The organism is Nitrosospira sp. Nsp1 (assembly GCF_900100985.1).
Classification (GTDB): Bacteria; Pseudomonadota; Gammaproteobacteria; order Burkholderiales; family Nitrosomonadaceae; genus Nitrosospira.
The window spans coordinates 26,677-50,609 of sequence record NZ_FMUF01000013.1; the positions used below are offsets into that span (position 1 = coordinate 26,677).

Here is a 23,933-nt window from a genome sequence, read left to right on the forward strand (position 1 = left end):
CATTTCCGGATATCGTTATCCGCTGAATGACTCCTGTCGTTTCGAGCGTCCCACCGGTTTTGCGATCCATTTCGATCAGCCGATTATTCTTGCAACAACGTCTCTCCAACGCTAGTATAGAACTCGGGCAGGTTACTCATACTCTTCTATCCGTTGATAAGCCTTTAATACGACTTGTAATCACGGATGGGGGGCCTGTATTAAATTCGATTTTGCAGCCCTTCAGCTAGCAGCCTGTCGGCTTGAAGAATCGCAGCGAAAAAGCGGCGAAATATGAAGCGACCGGCCGCTTTTTCAGCGGATTTCCTTTAAATCCGACAAGCTACTATATCAACCGGACCGGCGGACAGCCCATAAAAACAGCTTATGCGAATTCTTGGCGTCGCTCGACAATAGGAGAAAAAAAGATGAAACATGTTACATGGGGGGCCGTTGCGGCTATGGTGCTGGCTATGGTGTTTGTAGGTTGTGCGCAGGTGCCGCCATCGCCTCAGGTTCAAAAATACTCGGATAGCGAGTTGCCCGTACCCGCGGACTATAAGAGCTGGCCGAAATTTTTATCTGATGTGCAGCGAGCCGACGTCAAGCAAGTCCGCGAAATCTATATCAACCCCACCGGACATAGCACCAAAATGGGCGATGAATTTCCTAACGGGACCATTTCCGTGATGGAGATTTACAAGGTCAGGGAAGCTGCTGACGGTACCCCTCTAAAGGGCGCCGATGGTAAATTTGTCAAGGGTGAGTTGTCGAAAATCGGCGTAATGGGCAAGGGTGCGGGCTGGGGTGAAAGCGTGACGCCTCCGGAACTCAGAAACGGAGATTGGGTATATTCCATGTACATGGCTGATGCAACAACGAAAGCGCCGGACAACACGGCAACCTGCCGCGCATGCCATCTGCCGCTGACAGATAAGGACTACATTTTCCGCTACGACGAATATTTTCAGAAACGCGTAAAATAACAAGCGCTGTTCCGGAACAACCCCCTGCTCGCAAATTACAGCCGGGGGTCTGGAGTACCACGGCCTCTATGCTACTCGCCTCAGGCGCCACGTGCCTGAGGTTGATTTAAGGCTATATCCGTATTGAATGCCCGTTAACTGAGCTTGCCGTGGCATTGTTTATACTTTTTCCCTGATCCACAAGGACATGGATCATTGCGCCCAATCTTCTCCCCTTGGCGCACGAACGGTTGATGCTTCTCCGGGTGATCCTCAGCGTCGCGGTTTGATTCGCCACCTTCGAAAGATTCCTCTTCACCCAGCGCTTCTTCGAAAGGCGCATGGTGATACTGCACGTTTATGGGCGAGCGTTGTGTTTCCGCCACGGCTTCCACCTGCTGCTCGCTTCTTATCTGCACGGTCATCAGCGTTTTGGTAACTTCCGCCTTGATGCCTTCCAGCATGGAAGTGAACAGTTCAAAAGCCTCTCGCTTATACTCCTGTTTGGGGTTTTTCTGGGCATATCCTCGAAGATGGATACCCTGACGCAGATGATCCAGCGCCGAGAGATGCTCCCGCCAGTGTACATCGAGACTTTGTAGCATGACGGCACGCTCGTACTGATGCATGACATTCGCGCTAACCTGATCGACCTTTCCTGAATAGTATTCTTGCGCTGCTGCGCTGATCCGCTGATGCATATTCTCGTCATGCAGGTCGGGTTCCTTCTCCAGCCACTCCTGTAATGGCAATGCCAATTGATACTCGGCGGCCAATGCCTTCTCCAGCCCCGGAATGTCCCATTCCTCCTCTACACTTTGCGCTGGAATATAAAGAGCGACAAGACCGCGCAACACGTCGTCGCGCATTGCGGTAATCGTTTCCGAAATGTCTTGCGACTCCAGAAGCTCACTCCGTTGCTCGTAGATTACCTTGCGCTGATCGTTGGCGACATCGTCGTATTCCAGCAACTGCTTCCGTATGTCGAAATTACGGGCTTCCACCTTGCGCTGGGCGTTTTCAATCGCGCGAGTGACCCAGGGATGCTCAATGGCCTCACCCTCCGGCATGTTGAGCCGCTGCATGATGCTTGCTACGCGATCGGATGCAAAGATACGCAGCAGTGGATCTTCCAGCGAAAGATAAAAACGGCTGGAACCCGCGTCGCCCTGGCGACCTGAACGACCGCGCAGTTGATTATCCACGCGGCGGGATTCATGTCGCTCGGTGCCGATAATATGTAATCCGCCTTTTTTCAGCACCTCATCGTGAAGAAGTTGCCATTGCTGCTGCAACTCCCCGATTCGCTGGAGCTTTTCCGGTTCGCTCATGCTCTCGTCGGCACGAACACGCTCGAGTTCAGGCTCCGGGTTGCCGCCCAGTACAATATCGGTTCCGCGACCCGCCATATTCGTGGCGATCGTGATCATTTCGGGACGTCCGGCCTGGATGACGATCTCCGCTTCTCTGGCATGCTGCTTCGCATTCAATACCTGGTGCGGCAACTTCTCGCGGGTCAATAACCCGGACAGCTCCTCATTATTTTCAATAGAGGTCGTTCCGACGAGAACAGGCTGCCCCCTCTGATGACAATCCCTGATATCTTCGATGATGGCGCGGTTCTTTTCTCCCATGGTGCGGAATACCTGATCCATCCGGTCATTACGGATCATCGGGCGATGGGTTGGAATGATGACGGTTTCGAGCCCGTAAATTTGCTGAAACTCGAAAGCCTCGGTGTCGGCCGTGCCCGTCATGCCGGCCAGTCTCTGATACATGCGGAAATAATTCTGGAAAGTGATCGAGGCGAGTGTCTGGTTCTCCTTCTGGATCGGGACACCTTCCTTTGCTTCCACCGCCTGATGCAATCCCTCCGACCAGCGCCTGCCGGACATGAGCCGTCCGGTGAACTCATCGACGATGACCACCTCGCCATTCTGTATCACGTAGTGCTGGTCAAGATGGAATAACGCGTGTGCACGCAGGCCAGCGTACAGGTGATGAACGAGATTGATGTTGGCCGGATCGTAGAGGCTGGTTCCCGGAGGCAGCAACCCAGCCCCGGCAAGCAGGTTTTCCGCATGCTCGAAACCTTCCTCGCTCAACAGCACCTGCTGGGCTTTTTCGTCTACGCTGAAGTCACCGGCACTTTTCTCGGTTTCCTGGCGAACCAGTTTCGGGATCAACGCATTCATACGCACATATACTTCGGTGTTGCCTTCGGCCTGGCCGGAGATAATCAACGGCGTGCGCGCCTCATCAATCAGAATGGAATCGACTTCGTCGACGATGGCGTAATTAAGCACACGCTGCACCCGCTCGGTAGGGTGGCTCACCATGTTATCGCGCAGGTAGTCGAAACCGTATTCGTTATTGGTGCCGTAGGTTATGTCGGCTGCGTAGGCGGCCTGCTTTTCACCGTGATCCATCTGTGAAAGGATTACGCCCACGCTGATGCCGAGGAATTGATAGAGATGCCCCATCCACTCCGCATCCCGTTTGGCAAGATAATCATTCACGGTAACGAGGTGAACGCCCTTGCCAGCCAATGCATTGAGATAAGCGGGCAGGGTCGCCATCAGCGTTTTACCTTCGCCTGTTCGCATCTCGGCAATCTTGCCGCTGTGCAGGACCATCCCTCCGATCAATTGAACGTCGAAATGGCGCATCCCGAGCACCCGTTTGCCGGTTTCGCGTACTACAGCGAATACCTCGGGCAGTAGAGCGTCAAGGGTTGTCCCGTCGGCAATACGCTGCCTGAATTCCTCGGTCTTTGCACGCAGTTCGGCGTCGGTAAGCGCCGCAATCCTGGTTTCCAGTGCGTTTATCGTCGCCACGGTCTGGAAATACTGCTTGATCAGCCTATCGTTACGGCTCCCGAAAACTTTCTTGAGCAGATTGTTCAGCATGAAATCCCAAAAATTCTGTTAAGCGATGTACAAAAAATAAGGGGTGAGGTTTTTGGCCTCACCCCCACCCGCAGAGTATTGACCCGGCTCAACCGGGCATCTTCAAGAATCGTGACGGGTTTTGCGGCGAGCCCCTGTGCCGGACTTCAAAATGCAGATGAGGACCGGTCGAACGGCCAGTGCTGCCCACTTCCGCGATCTTCTGTCCGCGCACCACAACTTGCCCCAGCCTGACCAAGCGCTTGGAAGCATGAGCATAACGACTGACGAAATCATTGCCGTGGTCAACGTCGATCATATTACCATATTCAGGGTGAAAATCGGAATACACTACCACGCCGCCCGCCGCCGCCACGATGGGTGTACCTGTTGCAGCCGAGAAATCAACCCCTTCATGGAAAATACGTCTTCCCGTAAAAGGATCTATACGCACGCCGAAACCGGAGGAATACCATTTCGTGTTCACGGGCATCACGGATGGGAGCATTTTCTTCTTGAGCCTGTCTTGCATCAGCAATGAATCCAATGCGCCAAGCTTGTCGCTACGGTCATCCAATGCGAGCGACAGCTCCTGGATCTTATTGTTGAACTCTGCAAACGACATATCCTCGGATGGCAGCGTCGATACGGCGCCTCCCTGACCGGGATTCTGATTAAACCGAAATTCCTGAGGTTTGATGCCCGATAATTCCGCCAGACGCGCGCCTACGGAATCCAGCCGCAACAGCTGTGCCTGCATCTGACCCATTCTGACGGCCATGGCATTGAGACTATCGCGCAAGTACGACTGGTTTTTTTTATGTTCCTCCTGCTGTACACTTGAAACCAGCGATCTCAGGGAAGGGCTGTCGATCTTGTCGGCGTACCGAAGAGAAAGATAATTCAACCCCATCGCAAACAATACAGAAGCTAAAACTCCTCCCCCTGCCAGAAGTACAAGATGCACACCGGTCAAGGTCAAGGTTTTCGGTTTTTTCAAATTATTGGAAATTAGAATAATATGCATCTCATTCCCTAAATTATTCTTCAGCTATGACCGTCCACAAGATAAATTTCTACCTTGGAACCCTAAGGCTGACGCCCAAGCATCAGCGATTATTCAGCTACATGGACGAGTTAACCGCGATGCAGCAGGCATTCTCGAAAATCGTTCCGCACCAGTTGGCTCAACACTGCGCGCTAGGCGGATTCTTTGAAGGAAACCTGACGATATGTGCAGGTAACGGTGCAATTGCGGCAAAACTCAGACAGACGTTGCCGTCGTTATTATTAAAGTTTCAAGCGATGGGCTATGAGGTTACTGCAATTCGACTTGCGGTGCAAGCAGATTACCTCAATATTCGCAGGGGTGATTTATCCGGTAGAAAAATGCGGATAGGCCGGGCCGGTATGGAAAAGCTGAGTGAATTGGCCTCGGGATTGTCGCCATCACCTCTAAAAACCGCAGTCGAATCACTGCTGGAAAAACAGCGAATGGAAGGTGAGCAGAACGGCTACGACCCGGATATCATCTAAAATCGTCTACTCGCGGCAATGGTTGGCGACGTCGGTGGATTCCTGGATAGATTCTTATAACGCATGCACATCAGGCGATATCGTGCCTTGCGCGATAAATTCACGATCTGCGGATAAGTGATGACAAACTCGGCACGGAACGCGCAGGACCGCTCGGTCTTCCGTCCTATCGGGCCACAAACCCGCTGGCGATCACAGCTATCGAGAACCGGCCTCGGCCTCCATGAGGCTCATCCCGGTGAACGAGTATTTCATTTATTCATACGCAATGCTTAATCCGCTTGCTTCCTCAGAAACGCGGGAATATCCAAGACGTCCACTCCCGATTGTTTCATGGCCTCAATGGTTGCATCGCGCCGTCTATTCGTACGTAACGCGGCCGGGGCATCCAGATCCTTCCAATTCACACCGTCAGACGACAGGGTATTGTCTGTCCCGGTGCGCGTGTGGATCACGCTTAGCGGCTTGGGTTGCATGCGGTTGACGATGCCGCCCAACCCTGTGGCAACCATGGTCACCCGGAGATTTTCCTCCATATTTTCGTCGATGACCGTACCGACAATCACGGTGGCGTCTTCCGCGGTAAAGTCCTTGATTGTATTCATCACCTCGTGAACCTCGCGCATCTTCATTGCTGAGCTGGCGGTAATGTTTACCAATACTCCTCGCGCACCGGAAAGATCCACATCTTCCAGCAGCGGGCTGGCGACAGCCTGCTCCGCCGCCGCGCGCGCCCGATCCGCTCCTGAAGCAAATGCCGAACCCATCATTGCCATGCCCATTTCCGACATCACTGTTTTTACGTCGGCAAAATCGACATTGACAAGGCCCGGGCAATTGATAACTTCCGCGATGCCGGCAACGGCGCCATACAGTACGTTGTTGGCGGCCTTGAATGCATCGAGCATGCTCACGTCTTCGCCCAGGACCAGCATCAGCTTATCGTTGGGGATTACGATCAGCGAATCGACATATTGCGTCAACGCTTCCATTCCCGCCTGGGCCGCTTTGAGTCGCCTGCCTTCGAATGAAAAGGGCTTGGTAACCACTGCCACGGTAAGAATTCCCATTTCCTTGGCCACTTGCGCCACTACCGGCGCCGCGCCGGTCCCGGTACCGCCGCCCATTCCGGCGGTAATGAACAGCATGTCCGCGCCTTCAATCAGTTCGGCGATCCGGTCGCGGTCTTCCAACGCTGCGTTACGCCCGATTTCAGGATCTGCGCCGGCACCCAGTCCCTTGGTGATCGCTGATCCCATTTGCAGCAGGGTACGCGCCTGATTACGCTTCAATGCCTGGGCATCGGTGTTGGCACAAATGAATTCGACGCCTTGCACGCCGTTCTGGATCATGTGATCCACCGCGTTACCGCCGCAACCACCCACGCCTATGACCTTGATGACGGCTTCCTGTGTTTCTGTATCCATGATTTCAAACATAATGCTCTCCTTTAGGAATTGTATTAACTGAACAGTATTTGTTATTAAGTCTTTCCGCTTTTGAACGCTGCTGCCAGCCGCCCCTTTCGCTGTCGAAAAGGGATCTCCCTCATTTTTGGGTCCTTCGGACAGGAGACCCTCAAAAATTGACTTGAAACCAACTTTTCATCCTTTCCAGAATTCGCTTGAACGAGTTGCCCTGCAGCCGGGTGTGCTGGTGTCGTTGGAGCTGTTCCATGCCGGCCAGTATCAAGCCAATGCCTGTAGAGCATCGCGGCGTAAGCACCACTTCTTCCAGACTGCCGTGATAGTGCGGAAGGCCGAGCCGTACAGGCATATGGAATATCTCTTCGCCGAGCTCCACCATACCTTGAAGGGAGCTGCTGCCGCCGGTAATGACGATCCCGGATGACAGCAGTTCCTCGAAGCCACTGCGGCGCAGTTCGGCCTGTACCAGCGAATAGAGCTCTTCCACGCGGGGCTCGATGACTTCCGCCAGTGTTTGCCTGGAAAGCTGGCGTGTTCCACGGTCGCCTACGCCAGCCACTTCCACCATTTCGTGCGGGTCAGCCATACCGCGCAAGGCGCAACCATAGCGGCACTTGATGTCTTCGGCATCCTTGGTGGGGGTGCGAAGCGCCATTGCGATATCATTCGTAATCTGGTCGCCGGCAATTGGAATCACCGCGGTATGGCGAATGGCGCCATGTGTGAATACCGCAAGGTCGGTTGTACCCCCGCCGATATCCACCAGGCAGACGCCCAGATCCTTTTCGTCTTCCGACAGCACCGCCATGGCCGAGGCCAGCGGCTGCAGCACGAGGTCGCGCACCTCGAGCCCGCAGCGCCGTACGCACTTCATGATATTCTGTGCCGCGGATACGGCACCGGTCACGATATGCACTCTCACTTCCAGCCGTATACCGCTCATGCCGATGGGCTCGCGCACGTCCTCCTGGCCATCTATGATGAACTCCTGATTGAGTACATGGAGAACTTGCTGGTCATTGAGGATATTCACTGCCTTGGCGGTTTCCATCACACGTTCCACATCCAGTCGCGACACTTCCTTATCCTTGATGGCCACCATCCCATGCGAATTGAAACTTTTGATATGGCTACCGGCAATGCCGGTATAAACTTCCCGGATCCTGCAGTCGGCCATCAGCTCAGCTTCTTCCAATGCCCGCTGAATCGCGTTGACCGTGGTCTCGATGTTCACTACGACCCCTTTCTTCAGACCGCGTGAAGGATGGCTACCCATGCCGATGACTTCATACCCGCCTTCGGGTTTCACCTCCGCGACAATAGCCACGATCTTCGAAGTGCCGATATCGAGCCCCACGATCAGATTTTTCGTTTCGTTGCTTCTATTCATCTATCTTACAAACCCTGAATCTGCCGGTATTCCTATCACATCCATTTTGTTTCACCATCGCGCCATGTGCTTAACGGACAGCAAAGCCGCTCGGATAACGCAGGTCGACGTAAGTCAATTGCTGATTCAACTGCGCAAGGCTGCGGTCGTGCACCTGCACGTAACGCTCCAGCCGCATGCCCATCTGCTCGCGTCCGAGCTCGAGCAGCGTTCCATTCTCCAGGCTGATCCGCCAGGCACGACGGTCGGAAAGGCTCATCCGTGCGATGTTCTGCTGCAGGGGTTGCAGCATTTTTTTAAACGCTGCGTACTGTCTGGCCATTTCGCTTGCGCTTTCCTCCGGGCCTTCAAATTCAGGTAATGGTTCATCGGACGCAGCATTGAATACTTCCCCCTGTAAATTGACCAGTGCGCTGCCATTCCAACGCGCCATGGCCGTATGTTCCTCCAGCGTTACTTCCAGGCCCTGCGGCCAGATGCGCCGCACACTGGCCGTCCGCACCCATGGCAACTTGACGAAGGCTTTACGGGTCGTTTCCAGATCAACTGTAAAAAAATTTCCCGCAACAGCGCTGCGGACCGCCCCATCGACCTGTTCTCGCGTCACGTGCTTGAGGCGGCCGCTACTGCCGCCAAGGCTCACCTCCTTCAACGGAAACAAAGGCGAATTGATCGCCAGCTGGCCGATCAGGTAGACCACTATCAGCGCAGCCAGCGCAAACAGCCAGTTCGCCAGCGCAGCGAGCGCCTGATGGTTATCCCACATGGGCCAGTTCCAGTATCCGCAGCACCAGATCGTCAAATGAAATGCCGGCGGCTTTCGCTGCCATGGGGACAAGGCTGTGCGTGGTCATTCCGGGCGATGTATTGGTTTCAAGAAAATATAGCTGGTGCGACGCATCCAGAATCGCGTCCACCCTTCCCCATCCCTCGCAACCCAGGATCTTGTGCGCTTGCAATGCCTGTGCCTGAATCGCGTCCTCCTGAGTAGCGGATAAGCCGCTTGGGCAAAAATACCGGGTAGTATTGGAGACATATTTCGCTTCATAATCGTATAGGCCACTTTCTGCCTGGATGCGGACCAGGGGTAGCGTCCTCTCTCCGAGGATGGCAATGGTAAGCTCCATGCCTTCGATAAATTGCTCCGCCAGCACGGTAGTGTCGTGCTGCGCCGCCAACGCCAATGCTGCCGGCAGGTCCGCTGCCTTGACCACCTTGCTCAGGCCGAGGGTCGACCCTTCCCGCGACGGCTTGACGATCAGCGGTAGCCCGAGCTCCCTGGAAACCAGGTCAAAATCCGTTTGTTCATTAAGCACGACATAGCGGGGCGTGCTGATTCCGGCAGCCTGCCAGAGCAATTTCGTGCGCCATTTATCCATCGCCAGCGCGCTCGCCAGCACACCGCTACCGGTATAAGGCAATCCCATCAGCTCCAACGCGCCTTGCACGGTACCGTCTTCACCATAGCGCCCATGCAGGGCAATATGGGCTCGATCGAACCCCTGTTGCAGAAGCGCTTCCATCGGCTGCTCAGAGGGATCGAACGGATGTGCGTCAACACCTTGACGCCGTAGCGCATCCAGCACGGCTTTGCCGCTCTGGAGCGAAATCTCGCGTTCAGCGGAACGCCCGCCCAGGAGAACGGCAACTTTCCCAAAATCATGGTTACTCACCATCTTGATCTTCCTCGACAGAATAATGAGTTGCAAAATCGGGAATCCCGCTGTGTTCGCTCACAGGCCCGATGATTCGTACTTCTTGCACCAGCTCGATGCCAGTCTGCTCTTTTACCGTTTTACGTACCCTGTTTATCATCGCTTCGATATCCGACGCTACGGCGCCGCCGGTGTTTACGATAAAGTTTGCGTGTGTCGGCGAAACCATCGCGCCCCCGATACGAAAACCTTTCAGTCCGCATGACTCGATCAGTCGCGCGGCCCAATCGCCCGGCGGATTGCGGAATACCGAACCGGCATTGGGCAGGTTCAAAGGCTGGCTATTGATACGTCTTGTCAGCAATTCCTTGATCTTTTGCCGCGACACTGCCTCTTTCTCTTTCGGCAATCGGAACCAGCCGCCTGCGAACCATTCCTCATCCGGGAAATTCGCCGATTTGCGCTCACCCTGTTCCCTATCGCTCGTACCGGGCTTCAAGGCAACGTGCCGATAACCGATCTCGTAGTCTCCAGGCAGGCGTGCTTGCAATTGCCCGGCACGGCCCAGCGTGTGAACCTTGTATACGATTTCCCAGGTTTCGGCGCCGTAGCACCCTGCATTCATTGCCAGCGCGCCACCAACGGTACCAGGTATACCCGCTAGAAACTCTGCCCCGGCCAAGTCGTGCTTGACTGCAAACCGCGCCACTTTTGCGCAGGCCACGCCCGCGCCGGCGTAAATCAGTGCGTCACCCCTATCCCCCTGCTCCAGCCGCAGGTCGTTAAGACGGGCATGCAGCACCACGACGGTTCCCCGCAAACCTCCGTCACGCACCAGAAGATTGCTGCCGAGCCCTATCACATGCACTGGCTCATCCTGGGGCAGGCCACGCAGGAACTGCGCGAGATCAGCCAGATCTGCCGGCAGGTACACACGCTCCGCCACGCCGCCGGTGCGCCATGAAGTATATTTTTTCATTGGCTGATTCACGCGCATCTCGCCGCGAAGTGCACTTGAGCCGTGGTTCAAATTAATTTCCGACATATCCATTCGTGAAACCTGCGCATATTCATGTGCGACGAAAAGCGGCCTGATTTTTATCCTTCCCCTTCCACCGCCAGGTCGACCTCCAGCCCAGCCGTCCATTGATCCTTTGCAAGGTCAGGCGCCACCCTGCCCACCGATCCCGCGCCCATCACGAGTATTACGTCATTGTCCTGCACCACGCTATGTATGGCGGAAGGCAGCTCGTCCACGGTCTCGATAAAAATCGGCTCCACCTTGCCTAGAACCCTCAACGCGCGCGCGAGCGACTTGCTATCCGCCGCTATGAGGGCGGCTTCGCCCGCGGGATAAACTTCCGTCAACAGCAGCACATCGACGGTTGATAACACTTTGACGAAATCCTCGAACAAATCGCGCGTGCGCGTATAGCGGTGCGGCTGAAACGCCAGCACCAACCTGCGACCGGGAAACGCGCCGCGCGCAGCCGCGATGGTGGCCGCCATCTCCACCGGATGATGACCATAGTCGTCGACGAGCGTAAAGCTTCCCGCCCCCGCGTTTCCGTTGCCGGCCAGTTTGATTTCGCCATAACGTTGAAAACGCCGGTCTACGCCCCTGAAGCCGGCCAACGCCCCGATGATGGCGGCGTCGGGCAAACCCACTTCATTGCATACCGCGATCGCTGCGAGCGCATTCTGCACGTTATGCAATCCCGGGAGGTTAAGCATGCATTTGAGCTTGCGCGTCTTGCCGTTCGTTCCTACCAGCGCGGTAAAATGCATCCGCCCTTCACTATGGCGAATATCGACAGCGCGAACTTGTGCGTCATCCGATAAACCGTAAGTTGTAATCGGCTTGGTAATGGTAGCCATGATTTCACGCACGCTTGCATCGTCCACGCACAATACCGCCATACCGTAAAAAGGCAGGTGTTCGATAAATTCCACGAACGCCTGCTTGAGCTTGCTGAAATCGTGACTGTATGTCTCCATGTGATCGACATCTATATTTGTCACCACCGCCAGCACAGGTTGCAAATAAAGAAATGAGGCATCGGATTCGTCGGCTTCGACAACGATGAATTCACCACGGCCCAGCTTCGCGTGGGACCCTGCCGCTTCCAGCCTGCCGCCAATAACGAATGTCGGATCCATGCCCGCTTCGGCGAAAATGCTGGCAATCAGGCTGGTGGTAGTGGTCTTGCCATGGGTGCCAGCAATCGCAATCCCCTGGCGTAATCTCAGCAGTTCCGCCAGCATGATGGCACGAGGAACCACCGGTACCTTACTTTCTCGCGCGGCGAGAACTTCCGGGTTATCCGCCGTTATGGCCGTCGACGTCACCACCGCATCGGCGGACGCTATATGGCTTCTCGAATGACCGACGTGCACGACGGCACCCAGTTTTCTCAGGCGCCGCGTGGTTGCGCTGACGGACAAATCCGAGCCGCTGACCTGATATCCCAGATTAAGCAACACCTCAGCGATTCCGCTCATACCCGAGCCGCCGATGCCTACAAAATGGACATGCTTGACCTTGTGCCTCATGACGGAAGAACGGTGGTTTTATTCATTTCCGATACTTTCATTTTTGTGCTTTTATCATCCCCATGCATGCTTCCGCCACTAATCTGGTTGCATCCGGGTTCGCCAGTTCACGGGCTTTCACAGCCATTTCCATAAGTTCCCCACGGCTGAACCCCATCAATAATTCGGCCAGGCCTTGCGGCGTCAACTCATGTTGCGGCAGCAATACCGCCGCATTCCTGTCACTCAGAAATTTCGCATTGCATGTCTGATGGTCGTCCACGGCATAAGGAAATGGCACCAGGATGCTTGCAACACCCGCCGCGCTCAATTCAGCGATAGTAAGCGCCCCGGCACGGCAGATCACCAGGTCGCAATCGGCGTAGCGGACCGCCATGTCGTCAATGAATGTGACCAACTCGCCTTCCACTTCCGCCTCGGCATAGTTTTTTCTCAGCGCGTCCAGATGCCTTGCGCCTGCCTGGTGCGTTACCAGCGGGCGCAGCTTTTCAGGAATCCGCTTCAACGCCTGCGGCACGACACTATTCAGCGCTTGCGCACCCAGGCTGCCTCCAATGACCAATAACTTCATTGGCCCGTCGCGCCTGGCATATCTTTTTTCCGGCGCTTCCAGCCGGCCAATTTCTTGACGAACAGGATTACCGAAAAACGCTACTTTTTTGCTTTTTTTGATCGCATCCGGAAAACCCAGCAGCACTCTGTCAGCAAGTTTCGCCAATATTCTGTTGGCAAGGCCGGGAATGGAATTCTGTTCGTGTATCAGCAGTGGCTTGTCCAGCAACGAGGCCATCATGCCGCCGGGAAAGGCCGGATAGCCGCCCATACCCAGCACTACGTCCGGGCGCACCCGGAGTATCACTTTGGCGCTCTGCCAGAATGCGATCAACAGGCGTAGCGGTAACATCAGCCAGGTTCGGACGTTCTTCCCGCGAAGACCCGAAAAACGGATAGTCTCCAGGCGGTACCCTTGCCGCGGCGCCAGCGTGGTTTCCATTCCACCTTCGGTTCCCAGCCACACCACATGCCATCCCGCGGTCTTCATATGCTCCGCGACCGCCAACCCCGGAAACACATGCCCCCCCGTTCCACCAGCCATAATGAGAATGGTAGGGATCAAGTCAGTTCCCGCTATCGGAAATCGCCCATAAGCCCACATCGGCCTCATGCGGCAATTCTTCAGGTTTACGATCCAGGTTTTCATCCGCTTTCATACTGTATAACCCTTCATCAACTGCCGATTTTCCCAGTCCACCCGCAGCAGGACCGCCAGCGTAATGCAACTGACGACAATACTGGTGCCGCCAAAGCTCATCAGCGGCAGCGTTAATCCCTTGGTCGGCAGCACACCCATGTTCACCCCCATGTTGATGAATGCCTGCACGCCCAGCCATACGCCGATACCTTGCGCCACCAGGGCCGGGAAGTGCCGCTCCCGCATCGCTGCCTGGCGGCCGATAATGAAGGCGCGTGTTATCAGCCACGCAAACAGCACCACTACCGTCATGACGCCGATAAAACCAAGTTCCTCCGCGATCACCGCAAGCAAAAAATCGGTATGCGCTTCAGGCAGATAAAAAAGCTTCTCGACGCTGCCGCCCAGACCGACACCCAGCCATTCACCCCGCCCGAACGCAATCAGGGCGTGGCTCAACTGATATCCTTTTCCGTAGGGATCGTCCCATGGGTCCATGAATCCAAAGAAACGCTGCATGCGATAAGGCTCGATCCAGACGAGCGCCAACAGCGCAACCATCAGAAAGCCAATCAACCCGGTGAACAGCTTCAGGTTTACCCCCCCCAGGAATAATATCGCCATCATGATGGAGGTAATCACGACGAATGCGCCGAAATCGGGCTCGAGCAGCAGCAGAGCACCTACAACGAGCGTCACGATCAGCATGGGCAGAAAACCTTTACGAAAACTTCCGAGGTAAACTGCCTTGCGAACGGTATAGTTGGCGACATAAAACACCATGAACAATTTCATGAACTCCGACGGTTGAAAATTCACGACCATCAGCGATATCCACCGCCGGCTGCCATTGACTTCGCGGCCTATGCCGGGAACCAGCACCAGCAGCAGCAACACTGCTCCGAACAGAAACAGATGGAAGGAATATTTCTGCCACATCTGCATCGGCACCTGAAATGCGATTAAACCCGCCAGCAAACCCACCACCAGATAAACGCCATGCCGAACAAGGAAATAGGCGGGGTAGCCATCGGTGCCCCGTCCTGCCTCGGCGATCGAGATCGAGGCGGAATACACCATTACCAGCCCCAGGCTCAGCAGTAATATGCCCGACCAGATCAAGGACTGATCAAAGTGGGGTAGTGCTTCCTGGTTCCCGATATGGCTCCGATAGATCATCAGTGGGTGACGTGATTATTCATGACTGGAGTCCTGGCCTGCACCCGTCTCACCGCCGCGATGAATGCCTCGGCGCGATGTGCGTAATTCTTGAACATATCGAAGCTGGCACATGCGGGCGACATCAATACCGCATCGCCTTCCTGCGCCAGCAGAAAACTTTTTTGTACCGCCTCTTCCATTGTCGATGCATGATGCAACGGCACGCCGCAATGATTTATGGCGCTCGCAATTTTGCCTGCATCCCGTCCGATCAGCACCACAGCCCGCGCGTGTTCCGCTATCGGCCTTGCCAAAGGTGCAAAATCCTGTTCTTTGCCAACGCCGCCGGCTATCAAAACGACGCTTTGCGTCATGCCGTCCAGCGCTGCCGCCGTCGCTCCGACATTGGTACCCTTCGAGTCATCGTAGAAAGTGATACCGCCATAGGATCCAACGTTCTCCATTCGATGCGGCAAGCTTCGAAATTCACGCAAGGCCTGCAGTAATGGCTCAAACGGCAATGCAACGGCATTGCATAGCGCTAGCGCAGCCAGCGCATTCGCCGCATTGTGCAGGCCATGAACGCCAAGATCACTGGTCTTCATCAAGCGCGTGGCCCCCTGCACCAACCACGAATTGCCGTCTTCATGCAGCAGGCCGAAATCGCTGTCGCTAACGGGTAAATCCAGGCCGAAGGTTATCTTCTTGCGGCCCCCCAGCGCCATTTCACGCACCATGGAATCATCCCGATTCAATATTTGCGTCCCTGCATCATCGCCTTGGCCAACTGCAGTATCCAGGAATATTCTCGCCTTCGCCGCAGCATATTCCCGCATTCCATCGTAGCGATCAAGATGGTCTTCACTTAAATTCAGCACGGTAGCCACATCCGGACCGAGGTTTTGCATGGTTTCCAACTGAAAACTGGAAACCTCCAATATCCAGGCTTGCGGCAATCCTTCTGAATCTACCCGCCGCATCAGTGCATCAAGCACCGCAGGACCGATGTTTCCCGCCACTTCGACATCCCACCCGGCTTTTTTTACCATTGCCCCTACCATGGCCGTTACGGTTGTCTTGCCATTGGAACCGGTAATAGCCACTATTGTTGGCCTTGAAGCACTGAGCGACCTGATTGCCAAGGCAAAAAGTTCCATGTCCCCCACCACCGGCACGCCATCCTTCATTGCCTGCCGCACAAGCTTCTCCGTCTGAGATACGCCGGGGCTGATAGCAATCAGATCGATACCGGCAAACGCCTCAGCGGTAAATGCCCCGGTGAACATAAGGGCATGAGGCAGAGCCTGTTTTAAATCTTCCATACAAGGGGGAGCTGTACGGCTGTCAGCCACGCGGACGTTTGCTCCCATGCGCGACAGCCACTTGGCCATGGAGAGCCCGGTCTCGCCCATCCCAAGCACCAGCACCGTTTTATTTCGCAAATTCATAAGCTTATGGGTCATCTCAATTTCAGGGTGGACAAGCCGAACAATACCAGCATCATGGTGATAATCCAGAACCGAACCACTACCTGATTTTCTTTCCAGCCCTTCAATTCGTAGTGGTGATGCAGCGGCGCCATACGAAAAATACGTTTCCCGACCAACTTGAACGACGCCACCTGCAGCATCACTGACAAGGTTTCCACCACGAATACGCCGCCCATGATGACCAGCACGATCTCCTGGCGTACTATCACGGTCACGATCCCGAGAGCGGCGCCAAGCGCAAGCGCGCCGACATCCCCCATGAATACTTCCGCCGGGTAGGCGTTGAACCAGAGAAAGGCGAGCCCGGCGCCCGCCAGCGCACCACAGAAGACAGCCAGCTCGCCCGCATGGGGGATATGAGGAATACCCAGATATTTTGCAAATACGGCGTGTCCCGCCACATAGGCAAAAATGGCCAGGGCGCTGCTGATCATGACGGTCGGCATGATGGCGAGGCCGTCAAGACCATCGGTCAGGTTCACCGCATTGCTGGTACCCACTATGACGAAATAGGCAAGCGCGACAAACCCGGTGACACCCAGTGGTATCGCCACTTGCTTGAAGAATGGGACGATCATGGTCGTCTGCGCAGGCAGTTCGGCCGTTAACGCAAGATACAGCGCCACCAGAATCGCTATTGCCGATTGCCAGAAGAGCTTGGCTCTGGCGGAGAGGCCTTTTGGATTGCGATATACCACCTTGCGATAATCATCTATCCAGCCAATGATGCCGAAGCCCAGCGTGGTGATGAGCACCACCCATACGTAGCGATTGCTCAGATCCGCCCACAGTAACGTTGAAAAGGCAATCGATACGAGTATCAGGGCGCCGCCCATCGTGGGTGTGCCCGCTTTGACAAGATGGGTCTGGGGCCCATCGCTGCGTACCGACTGCCCGATTTTGTAAGCGGTCAGCTTACGTATCATGGCAGGGCCTACGATGAACGAAATCGCAAGCGAGGTGAGCGCGGCGAGAACCGTGCGCAATGTGATGTACTGAAACACGTTGAACGCACGGATGTCCTTCGCAAGCCATTGAGCGAGTTCTAGCAGCATCGCACCCGCCACAACAGGATATCGTTCGGGACTCGTGGAAAGACCAATTGGACCAGCTTGCTCATGATTTCAACATAACCACGAGTTATCGCTCATACGTCATGAGTCATAACTCGATACTCTTGACCACGCGCTCCATTTGCATGAAGCGCGACCCCTTTATCAGCAGCGTGACGCCAGGCTTCAGTAGACTCTCTACCTCGGCCAGTAATTCCTCGATTTTGGTAAAATGCCGACCGCCGGGACCAAATTTATTTGCGGCATGGACGCTCAACTCGCCCAGGGCCAGTAATCCATCAATCCCGGCTATTCTTGCCTCTGTACCAATGCTTTCATGGAAATCCCTCGCGCTGCCGCCGAGTTCACCCATGTCACCCAATACCAGAATCCTTGTCCCGGCCGCTTTTGCCAGAACCGCCAAAGCGGCCCGTACCGAATCGGGGTTGGCATTATAACTATCGTCTATCAATGTTGCCCCGTGCCGGCCGTACTTTTTCTGCATACGTCCCTTCACGCCGTGAAATGCATTTAATCCTGACACTATTGCTTCCATGCCGATACCCATGGCTACCGCAACCGCTGCCGCCGCAAGCGCGTTTCGCACGTTATGCTCGCCTGGAACCTGTAATTGCACCTCTTTAACCCCGCCAGGCAGGACTAGCGTCATGCTGCTGCCGAAAAAATCGGATTGATAGCGCGCGCTCACTTTTGGCTTGCCCGTAAGGCCGAAATCAACGACTCTTCTATTGCCTGCCAGCTTGCGCCAGAGCGGAGCGTTCGAATCATTGGCGTTGATGACAGCTATTCCGTCCTGATCGAGTCCCTCGAAAATCTCGCCCTTTGCCCGTGCCACTGCTTCCACCGAACCCAGCCCCTCGACATGCGCCATCCCCGCATTGGTGATCAGCGCGATGGTAGGCTTTACCAGACTGGTCAAATATGAAATCTCGCCGGAATGATTCATTCCCATCTCGATCACCGCATAACCATGCCGCTCGCGCATCCGCAAGAGCATCAGGGGCACACCGATATCATTGTTGAGATTGCCCTCCGTCGCCAGTACCGTATCCGGGTCGCTCATCTGCCCACCCGGCCCGGCCACCCGCCGTAAAATCGATGCGATCATTTCCTTGACCGTAGTCTTGCCATTGCTGCCGGTCACCGCAACCACCGGTATCCTGAAATGCCCGCGCCAGTATGCTGCGAGTCGCCCCAATGCCAAGCGGGTATTCTCCACCCGTATCAGAGGAATTCCAGGCTCCTGCGCTTTGGCCTCGAACTCCCGATCGATCATTGCCGCCGCGGCACCTTTGTCCTTCACCGCGGCAATAAAATCATGGCCATTAAAATTCGGCCCTACCAGCGCAACGAACAGATCCCCGCACCCTACGGTACGGCTATCGGTGCTGACTCCGCTAAAGCAGGCATCTCCACCTGACTGTTTGCCGTTCAGGGCGCTGGCTGCGTCATGCACGGTCATCATGCCTGTACCTGCGCCCTTTCCATCAGTACCCGCCTGGCGACCTCGACATCGCTGAATGGAAGGTTTTGTCCATCTATTTCCTGGTAGGCTTCGTGTCCCTTCCCCGCGATTAATATAACGTCTCCCTTCCGCGCATCATGAATCGCCCCGAAAATAGCCTTCGCCCTATCCTTTTCGATGTGATGATTGACGCCCGCACCCGCCACGATCTCGCTGATAATGACATTGGGGTCTTCCCGCCGTGGATTGTCATTTGTGACGATGACTTCGTCAGCCAACCGTGTCGCCACTTCGCCCAGTAGAGGCCGTTTGCCGCGGTCGCGCTCGCCCCCGCAGCCAAACACGCAGATCAATTTCGGGTTTCGGGCTTCCGATCCAGTACTGGATGCGGGACTGGAATGAAGAATTTCACGCAACGTAGTCAATACTTTTTCCATGGCGTCGGGCGTATGGGCATAATCCACAACGACAAGGGGCTGATCGCCGCCCCCTATTTGCTGCATTCTGCCTGCGACAGGGCGAATTCCCCGCAAGGCTAGCACTGCATCGACCAGCCTGATGCCGCTGGCCAGCAGGGTAGCGAGTACTCCCAATAAATTTGACGCATTGAAGCGTCCTGCCACTTCAGTTTTAAGCTCCAGATATTCGGCTTCAAATTCAATATCAAACTCCAGGCCTTGAGAGGTTGACTTGAGATTGTGTCCACGCAATATCCTGAATTTCGTCGTGTCGCGAATCCGGGTCGCTGCTTCCGTGAACCCATACCCTATTATTTGCGTGTCCGTTTCCAGAAGGTGATCTGACAAGCCTACGCCAAACGCGTCATCAAGATTAAGGACGGCATACCTGAGCCCGGGCCAGCGGAATAACCGCGCCTTGGCGGCAGCATACGCTTCCATGCTGCCGTGGTAATCGAGATGGTCGCGCGACAGATTCGTAAACAAGGCCACCGAGAATGTCGAGCCGTTGATGCGCTCTTGCACAATCCCGTGCGACGATACCTCCATTGCCACGCAACAAGCGCCACGCCGTAATAGATCCGCCATTTTCTGCTGCAAGAACACCGCATCCGGCGTGGTGTTGGCGGTGAACTCCAGTTCTTCAGGAAAACCGATACCCAGCGTGCCGATAACCGCGGTTTTCTTGCCCAGCGCAGCCAGGGCCTGGGCGATCCAATGGCTGCAGGAAGTCTTGCCATTCGTTCCTGTAATACCGATGAGCCATAATTTTTGCGATGGATGGCCATATACGTGAGCGGCAATAATGCCTGTCTTGGCTCGCAGCCCGGAGATCGGCAAATTCGGCGTTTTCCATACTGGATCCCATACAAAACCTTCAGGTTCCCACAATACCGCGTTGGCTCCCGCTGCGATGGCCTGGCGAATGAAGTTCCGGCCGTCGCTCCTTTCTCCGGCATAGGCCAGAAATGTGTCTCCCTGTTTTACCACGCGGCTATCTGTGGCAAGACTGCTGATTTTGACGTTCAAATCCTCGAAAATACGAAAATCAAAATGCACCGGCGATCTTTCTGAAAACCTGTTGCCTCCAGCGTCAGGGCTTGAACTCATACATCACCATTCAATCCTGGTGCTGCAGTGAGAGACATTACCTTATCTGCGGGTGCATCATGCGGTACATTCAACATGCGCAGCGTGCCATCCATGAGCCGGCTGAACACGGGTGCCGCTACCACGCCGCCGAAATATTTCCCGGCGGACGGCTCATCCAGCATTACCGCGATAACGAACCGGGGATTGGAAGCCGGGGCATAACCCACGAATGTCGACAGGTAACGGTTTTTTGCATAACCATTACCTTCCAGTTTATGCGCGGTACCCGTTTTCCCCGCCACCCGATAACCGCTGACCTGCGCTTGCGGCGCGGTGCCCCCCGGCTGCGCCACCATTTCCAGCATGCGGCTCACGGCCAAAGCAGTGTCGCGCGATATGACGCGTTTGCCCGGCGAGGGTGATTCAAGCTTCAATAGCGAAATCGGCTTCAATTCTCCCTCCGCGGAGAACAACGTATAAGCGCGTGCCAGCTGCAGCAGGCTCACCGCGATGCCGTGCCCGTATGACATCGTCGCCTGCTCGATGGGGCGCCATGTACGGTAGGGACGTAGCTTACCGCCGGCTTCTCCGGGGAACCCCGAGCCCGTTGACGTACCAAACCCCGCATCGTTCAACATTCCCCACAACGTTTGTGGCGGCAGCGACAGGGCAATCTTTGCGGAACCGACATTACTGGACTTCTGGATCACCTGCGTGACCGTCAACGCGTCTTCCTTATGCGAATCGCGTATTGTCGCCTTGCCTATGGAGAACGTACCGGGCGCTGTTTCAAAAATAGTGTCGGGCTTGATTCCGCCTGCCTCCAGCGCTGCCGCGATGGTGAATGGCTTCAGCGTCGAGCCTGGCTCGAAGACGTCGGTAAAGGCCCTGTTACGGGCACGCCAGCCGTTCAGGCTGGTCCGGTTGTTGGGGTTATACGCCGGCAGGTTGACCAGCGCCAGCACCTCGCCCGTCTGCGCATCCAATACTACGACTCCCCCTGCCTTGGCTTTATGCGTTTCCATCGCCTGTTTCAATTCACGATAAGCGAAATATTGGATTTTGCTGTCTATCGACAGGGCAATATCCTGTCCTGACCTGGGCGCCCGGATACTCTTCACATCCTCGACGATACGTCCTTTGCGATCCTTGATCACGCGGCGGCTTCCAGGTTTGCCCGCAAGCTCTTCCTGCCATGCCAGTTCCAATCCCTCCTGCCCCTTGTCATCCACGTCAGTGAACCCGAGCACATGAGCGGTCAACTCGCCCGCTGGGTAATATCGCCGGAACTCACGTTTTAGAAATATGCCGGGCATGTCAAGTTCGACTATCCTGGCGGCGACCTCGGGTGACAAGTGCCGTTTCAAGTATACGAAATCGCGCTGCGGCCCATCGATGCGACGGCGAATTTCCTTGATATCCACATCGATCAGGTTGGCCAGTTTTCTCAGTTGCTCGGGTGTGGCGTGCATATCCTGGGGGCTCGACCATACCGATTCTACCGGCGTACTGATCGCGAGCGGTTTGCCATGCCGATCTGTAATCATGCCGCGGTGTGCGCTCATTTCGAGTACGCGGCTATAGCGTGACTCGCCTTTTTGTTGCAGGAATCCGTTGTTCATTCCCTGCAGATAAGCAGCACGCCCCGCCAAGGCCGCCAACCCCAGCAGCAGCAATGCCAGCAACAGGCGCGAACGCCCTGCAGGCAACACGAGATATATTGCATGATCAAACTTCATGGTTCCGGTGCTTCCACGGGATCGGCTCGACCGAATGGAATCCCAAACGGAACAATCTGGATGCGAGATGCATCGGGCATACGCATGCGCAACTGCCCGGTAGCGATTTTTTCAACACGCGTATGCATTGCCCAGGTACTCTGCTCAAGCTGAAGCTGGTCCCATTCCACCGCCAGTTGTCGTGCCGATTCCTGCTCTTTTTCGAGCTCTACAAAAAGCTTGCGCGCTTTGTGCTGTGAAGTCACAACACTCAACGCGCAGGCGATGAGAATTAAGGTCAACAGAATATTCAGTCTGGCCACATCAGTCTCTCATTAACCGGGAACGCCGTTGTGGCTGTTCCCCTATGTCGTATTTATTCGCTCCGCCACGCGCATTATTGCGCTCCTGGCCCTGGGATTGCCGGCGACTTCCTTCGTATCCGGACGTATCGCCTTGCCTATCAAACGCAATTTTTGGCGACTCAAAAGTTGCACTTCCTTTTCACGTAGCGGCAATTCCTTCGGCAGCCTGTCCGAATCTGCCAATTCACGCATAAAACGTTTCACTGTCCGGTCTTCCAGCGAGTGAAAACTGATCACGACGAGCCGGCCGCCGGCGTTCAGCATCTCCACGCATTTCGGCAAGGCAAGCGACAGCTTCTCAAGCTCCTGATTGAGGTAAATCCGTATAGCCTGAAAAGTGCGCGTCGCCGGATTCTGCTTATCTTCCCGCCCGCGCGAGCGCACGGTCGATGCCACGATCGAGGCAAGCTGATGTGTAGTGACGATGGGCTGCCGACCTCTAGCCGCAACAATCGCTCTTGCAACCTGTTTAGCAAACCGCTCTTCGCCATAGTTCCTGATCACCTCTTCCAAATGGGTTTCGGGAGCGGAAGCGAGCCACTCCGCAGCCGTCGGCCCCTGGCTTGTGTCCATGCGCATATCGAGCGGACCATCCAGGCGAAAACTGAAGCCGCGCCGGGCTTCTTCAAGCTGCGGCGAAGATATCCCCAAATCCAGCAATATCCCATCCACCCGATCCACATCCAATTGCCGCAAGATCTCCTGCATCGTCGAAAAGCTGCCCTGAATCATATGGAACCGCTCGTCTTCGAGAGCCTGCCCAGCTTCAAATGCGGAAGGATCCTGATCGAACGCTATCAGCCTTCCATTTTTTCCTAACTGCTCCAGTATCAGCCGGCTGTGCCCACCACGACCGAAGGTTCCATCCACGTATATTCCGTCCGGCTTGATGGCCAGCGCATCCACCGCCTCATGCAGCAAAACTGCGGTATGCATATATTTCTCAACCACAGCATTAGAGCGAAAAACCATCGAGCTCCGGCGGAATGCCGTCTTTGAAAACGAGCGCACTTTCGATCTGGAGCCTCCATTTTTCGTCGTCCCACAACTCGAATTTAGCGCCTTGCCCCACCAAAACCACGTCTTTACTTAAACCAGCAAACTGACGCAAGGGAGGCGGCACCAAAATGCGACCCGCGCCATCCATCTCCACGTCACTTGCGTTGCCAACGAGAAGACGTTGCAGACTACGCGTTTGTGGATTGAAGCTGGAAAGACTGTTGAGTTTTTGCTCTATCGGTTCCCACACGGGCTGGGGATAAACCAGCAAACAACTGGAAGGATCAGCGGTGATAACCAAACGACCGGCGCAAAGAGATATCAGACCTTCGCGATATTTCGCGGGCACCGCAAGTCTACCTTTGTTATCCAGGCTGATAGGTGTCCCACCGCGAAACATTTTGCCCCTTTATTTGCCGAAAGAAATGCGGAAATTTTCTCCACTTTTACCCACTTTTGCCCACTGTAATTAAAACGATAGGCAAAGTCAAGGAAAAGAATAGGGTTTTTTGCAAGGGTGCCAAAGG

Annotated in this window: 20 protein-coding genes; 2 read left to right on the top strand and 18 right to left on the bottom strand. The window is 55.1% G+C overall.

What is annotated here, in order from left to right:
• The first annotated feature begins 407 nt into the window (after positions 1-407).
• On the top strand, positions 408-965 hold the full coding sequence (locus BLP78_RS09545) for a cytochrome P460 family protein (RefSeq protein WP_090458803.1): 558 nt from the start codon (positions 408-410) through the stop codon (positions 963-965).
• Positions 966-1,099: 134 nt separating this feature from the next.
• Here the strand turns inward: BLP78_RS09545 and secA are convergent, their stop codons facing one another.
• Together secA and BLP78_RS09555 are read right to left on the bottom strand one after the other, a co-directional pair.
• The gene (gene secA / locus BLP78_RS09550) at positions 1,100-3,853 is read right to left on the bottom strand and encodes a preprotein translocase subunit SecA (RefSeq protein ID WP_090458727.1); all 2,754 of its coding nucleotides are present in this window, start codon (positions 3,851-3,853) and stop codon (positions 1,100-1,102) included.
• An 88-nt stretch (positions 3,854-3,941) separates the two neighbouring features.
• Positions 3,942-4,859: a M23 family metallopeptidase gene (locus BLP78_RS09555; RefSeq protein WP_090458729.1), complete on the bottom strand. Its 918-nt coding sequence runs from the start codon at positions 4,857-4,859 to the stop codon at positions 3,942-3,944.
• A gap of 26 nt (positions 4,860-4,885) precedes the next feature.
• Between BLP78_RS09555 and BLP78_RS09560 the strand changes: the two genes are divergently transcribed.
• Positions 4,886-5,368, top strand: a complete 483-nt coding sequence (locus tag BLP78_RS09560; RefSeq protein ID WP_090458730.1) for a DciA family protein — start codon at positions 4,886-4,888, stop codon at positions 5,366-5,368.
• Positions 5,369-5,640: 272 nt separating this feature from the next.
• Here BLP78_RS09560 and ftsZ read toward each other — a convergent pair whose 3' ends face one another.
• From ftsZ to mraZ, 16 genes are all read right to left on the bottom strand, one after another.
• Positions 5,641-6,807 (bottom strand): cell division protein FtsZ, encoded by a 1,167-nt coding sequence (gene ftsZ / locus BLP78_RS09565; RefSeq protein ID WP_090458732.1) that lies wholly within the window; start codon positions 6,805-6,807, stop codon positions 5,641-5,643.
• 139 nt (positions 6,808-6,946) lie between these two features.
• Entirely contained in the window at positions 6,947-8,185 is a 1,239-nt protein-coding gene (gene ftsA, locus BLP78_RS09570) for a cell division protein FtsA (RefSeq protein ID WP_090458734.1), read from the bottom strand.
• Between the two features lie 70 nt (positions 8,186-8,255).
• A complete protein-coding gene (locus BLP78_RS09575; protein ID WP_090458736.1) occupies positions 8,256-8,951 on the bottom strand; it encodes a cell division protein FtsQ/DivIB in 696 nt (231 codons plus the stop codon).
• Positions 8,941-9,861, bottom strand: coding sequence for a D-alanine--D-alanine ligase (locus BLP78_RS09580; protein ID WP_090458737.1), 921 nt, complete (start codon positions 9,859-9,861; stop codon positions 8,941-8,943). The genes BLP78_RS09575 and BLP78_RS09580 overlap by 11 nt, the downstream gene beginning before the upstream one ends.
• Entirely contained in the window at positions 9,851-10,891 is a 1,041-nt protein-coding gene (murB, locus tag BLP78_RS09585; RefSeq protein ID WP_090458739.1) for a UDP-N-acetylmuramate dehydrogenase, read from the bottom strand. Before murB ends, BLP78_RS09580 begins: the two co-directional genes overlap by 11 nt.
• A gap of 47 nt (positions 10,892-10,938) precedes the next feature.
• Positions 10,939-12,393, bottom strand: coding sequence for a UDP-N-acetylmuramate--L-alanine ligase (gene murC / locus BLP78_RS09590; protein WP_090458741.1), 1,455 nt, complete (start codon positions 12,391-12,393; stop codon positions 10,939-10,941).
• A gap of 37 nt (positions 12,394-12,430) precedes the next feature.
• Entirely contained in the window at positions 12,431-13,549 is a 1,119-nt protein-coding gene (gene murG / locus BLP78_RS09595; RefSeq protein WP_090458805.1) for an undecaprenyldiphospho-muramoylpentapeptide beta-N-acetylglucosaminyltransferase, read from the bottom strand.
• Positions 13,550-13,600: 51 nt separating this feature from the next.
• A complete protein-coding gene (gene ftsW / locus BLP78_RS09600; protein WP_090458743.1) occupies positions 13,601-14,764 on the bottom strand; it encodes a putative lipid II flippase FtsW in 1,164 nt (387 codons plus the stop codon).
• Entirely contained in the window at positions 14,764-16,194 is a 1,431-nt protein-coding gene (murD, locus tag BLP78_RS09605) for a UDP-N-acetylmuramoyl-L-alanine--D-glutamate ligase (RefSeq protein ID WP_090458807.1), read from the bottom strand. Before murD ends, ftsW begins: the two co-directional genes overlap by 1 nt.
• Before the next feature lie 11 nt (positions 16,195-16,205).
• Positions 16,206-17,291 (bottom strand): phospho-N-acetylmuramoyl-pentapeptide-transferase, encoded by a 1,086-nt coding sequence (mraY, locus tag BLP78_RS09610; RefSeq protein WP_025040820.1) that lies wholly within the window; start codon positions 17,289-17,291, stop codon positions 16,206-16,208.
• Between the two features lie 106 nt (positions 17,292-17,397).
• Complete coding sequence (gene murF / locus BLP78_RS09615; protein ID WP_176752834.1) at positions 17,398-18,774, bottom strand: UDP-N-acetylmuramoyl-tripeptide--D-alanyl-D-alanine ligase; 1,377 nt, start codon at positions 18,772-18,774, stop codon at positions 17,398-17,400.
• Positions 18,771-20,342, bottom strand: a complete 1,572-nt coding sequence (locus tag BLP78_RS09620; protein WP_090458744.1) for a UDP-N-acetylmuramoyl-L-alanyl-D-glutamate--2,6-diaminopimelate ligase — start codon at positions 20,340-20,342, stop codon at positions 18,771-18,773. The genes murF and BLP78_RS09620 overlap by 4 nt, the downstream gene beginning before the upstream one ends.
• The gene (locus BLP78_RS09625; protein WP_090458746.1) at positions 20,339-22,063 is read right to left on the bottom strand and encodes a peptidoglycan D,D-transpeptidase FtsI family protein; all 1,725 of its coding nucleotides are present in this window, start codon (positions 22,061-22,063) and stop codon (positions 20,339-20,341) included. The genes BLP78_RS09620 and BLP78_RS09625 overlap by 4 nt, the downstream gene beginning before the upstream one ends.
• Positions 22,060-22,365 (bottom strand): cell division protein FtsL, encoded by a 306-nt coding sequence (gene ftsL, locus BLP78_RS09630; protein WP_090458748.1) that lies wholly within the window; start codon positions 22,363-22,365, stop codon positions 22,060-22,062. Before ftsL ends, BLP78_RS09625 begins: the two co-directional genes overlap by 4 nt.
• Positions 22,366-22,407: 42 nt before the next feature.
• Entirely contained in the window at positions 22,408-23,343 is a 936-nt protein-coding gene (gene rsmH / locus BLP78_RS09635) for a 16S rRNA (cytosine(1402)-N(4))-methyltransferase RsmH (RefSeq protein ID WP_090458750.1), read from the bottom strand.
• Positions 23,344-23,362: 19 nt separating this feature from the next.
• On the bottom strand, positions 23,363-23,806 hold the full coding sequence (gene mraZ, locus BLP78_RS09640) for a division/cell wall cluster transcriptional repressor MraZ (protein ID WP_025040826.1): 444 nt from the start codon (positions 23,804-23,806) through the stop codon (positions 23,363-23,365).
• Positions 23,807-23,933 lie beyond the last annotated feature (127 nt).

Coding starts and splice junctions, on each gene's coding strand:
- BLP78_RS09625 (WP_090458746.1), bottom strand. CDS start 22,063: ATGAAGTTTGATCATGCAATATATCTCGTGTTGCCTGCAGGGCGTTCG.
- BLP78_RS09560 (WP_090458730.1), top strand. CDS start 4,886: ATGACCGTCCACAAGATAAATTTCTACCTTGGAACCCTAAGGCTGACG.
- ftsA (WP_090458734.1), bottom strand. CDS start 8,185: ATGAATAGAAGCAACGAAACGAAAAATCTGATCGTGGGGCTCGATATC.
- murB (WP_090458739.1), bottom strand. CDS start 10,891: ATGGATATGTCGGAAATTAATTTGAACCACGGCTCAAGTGCACTTCGC.
- murC (WP_090458741.1), bottom strand. CDS start 12,393: ATGAGGCACAAGGTCAAGCATGTCCATTTTGTAGGCATCGGCGGCTCG.
- murD (WP_090458807.1), bottom strand. CDS start 16,194: ATGAATTTGCGAAATAAAACGGTGCTGGTGCTTGGGATGGGCGAGACC.
- murF (WP_176752834.1), bottom strand. CDS start 18,774: ATGATGACCGTGCATGACGCAGCCAGCGCCCTGAACGGCAAACAGTCA.
- BLP78_RS09620 (WP_090458744.1), bottom strand. CDS start 20,342: ATGAGTTCAAGCCCTGACGCTGGAGGCAACAGGTTTTCAGAAAGATCG.
- BLP78_RS09580 (WP_090458737.1), bottom strand. CDS start 9,861: ATGGTGAGTAACCATGATTTTGGGAAAGTTGCCGTTCTCCTGGGCGGG.
- mraY (WP_025040820.1), bottom strand. CDS start 17,291: ATGCTGCTAGAACTCGCTCAATGGCTTGCGAAGGACATCCGTGCGTTC.
- BLP78_RS09555 (WP_090458729.1), bottom strand. CDS start 4,859: ATGCATATTATTCTAATTTCCAATAATTTGAAAAAACCGAAAACCTTG.
- rsmH (WP_090458750.1), bottom strand. CDS start 23,343: ATGCATACCGCAGTTTTGCTGCATGAGGCGGTGGATGCGCTGGCCATC.
- mraZ (WP_025040826.1), bottom strand. CDS start 23,806: ATGTTTCGCGGTGGGACACCTATCAGCCTGGATAACAAAGGTAGACTT.
- murG (WP_090458805.1), bottom strand. CDS start 13,549: ATGTGGGCTTATGGGCGATTTCCGATAGCGGGAACTGACTTGATCCCT.
- secA (WP_090458727.1), bottom strand. CDS start 3,853: ATGCTGAACAATCTGCTCAAGAAAGTTTTCGGGAGCCGTAACGATAGG.
- BLP78_RS09545 (WP_090458803.1), top strand. CDS start 408: ATGAAACATGTTACATGGGGGGCCGTTGCGGCTATGGTGCTGGCTATG.
- ftsZ (WP_090458732.1), bottom strand. CDS start 6,807: ATGTTTGAAATCATGGATACAGAAACACAGGAAGCCGTCATCAAGGTC.
- BLP78_RS09575 (WP_090458736.1), bottom strand. CDS start 8,951: ATGTGGGATAACCATCAGGCGCTCGCTGCGCTGGCGAACTGGCTGTTT.
- ftsW (WP_090458743.1), bottom strand. CDS start 14,764: ATGATCTATCGGAGCCATATCGGGAACCAGGAAGCACTACCCCACTTT.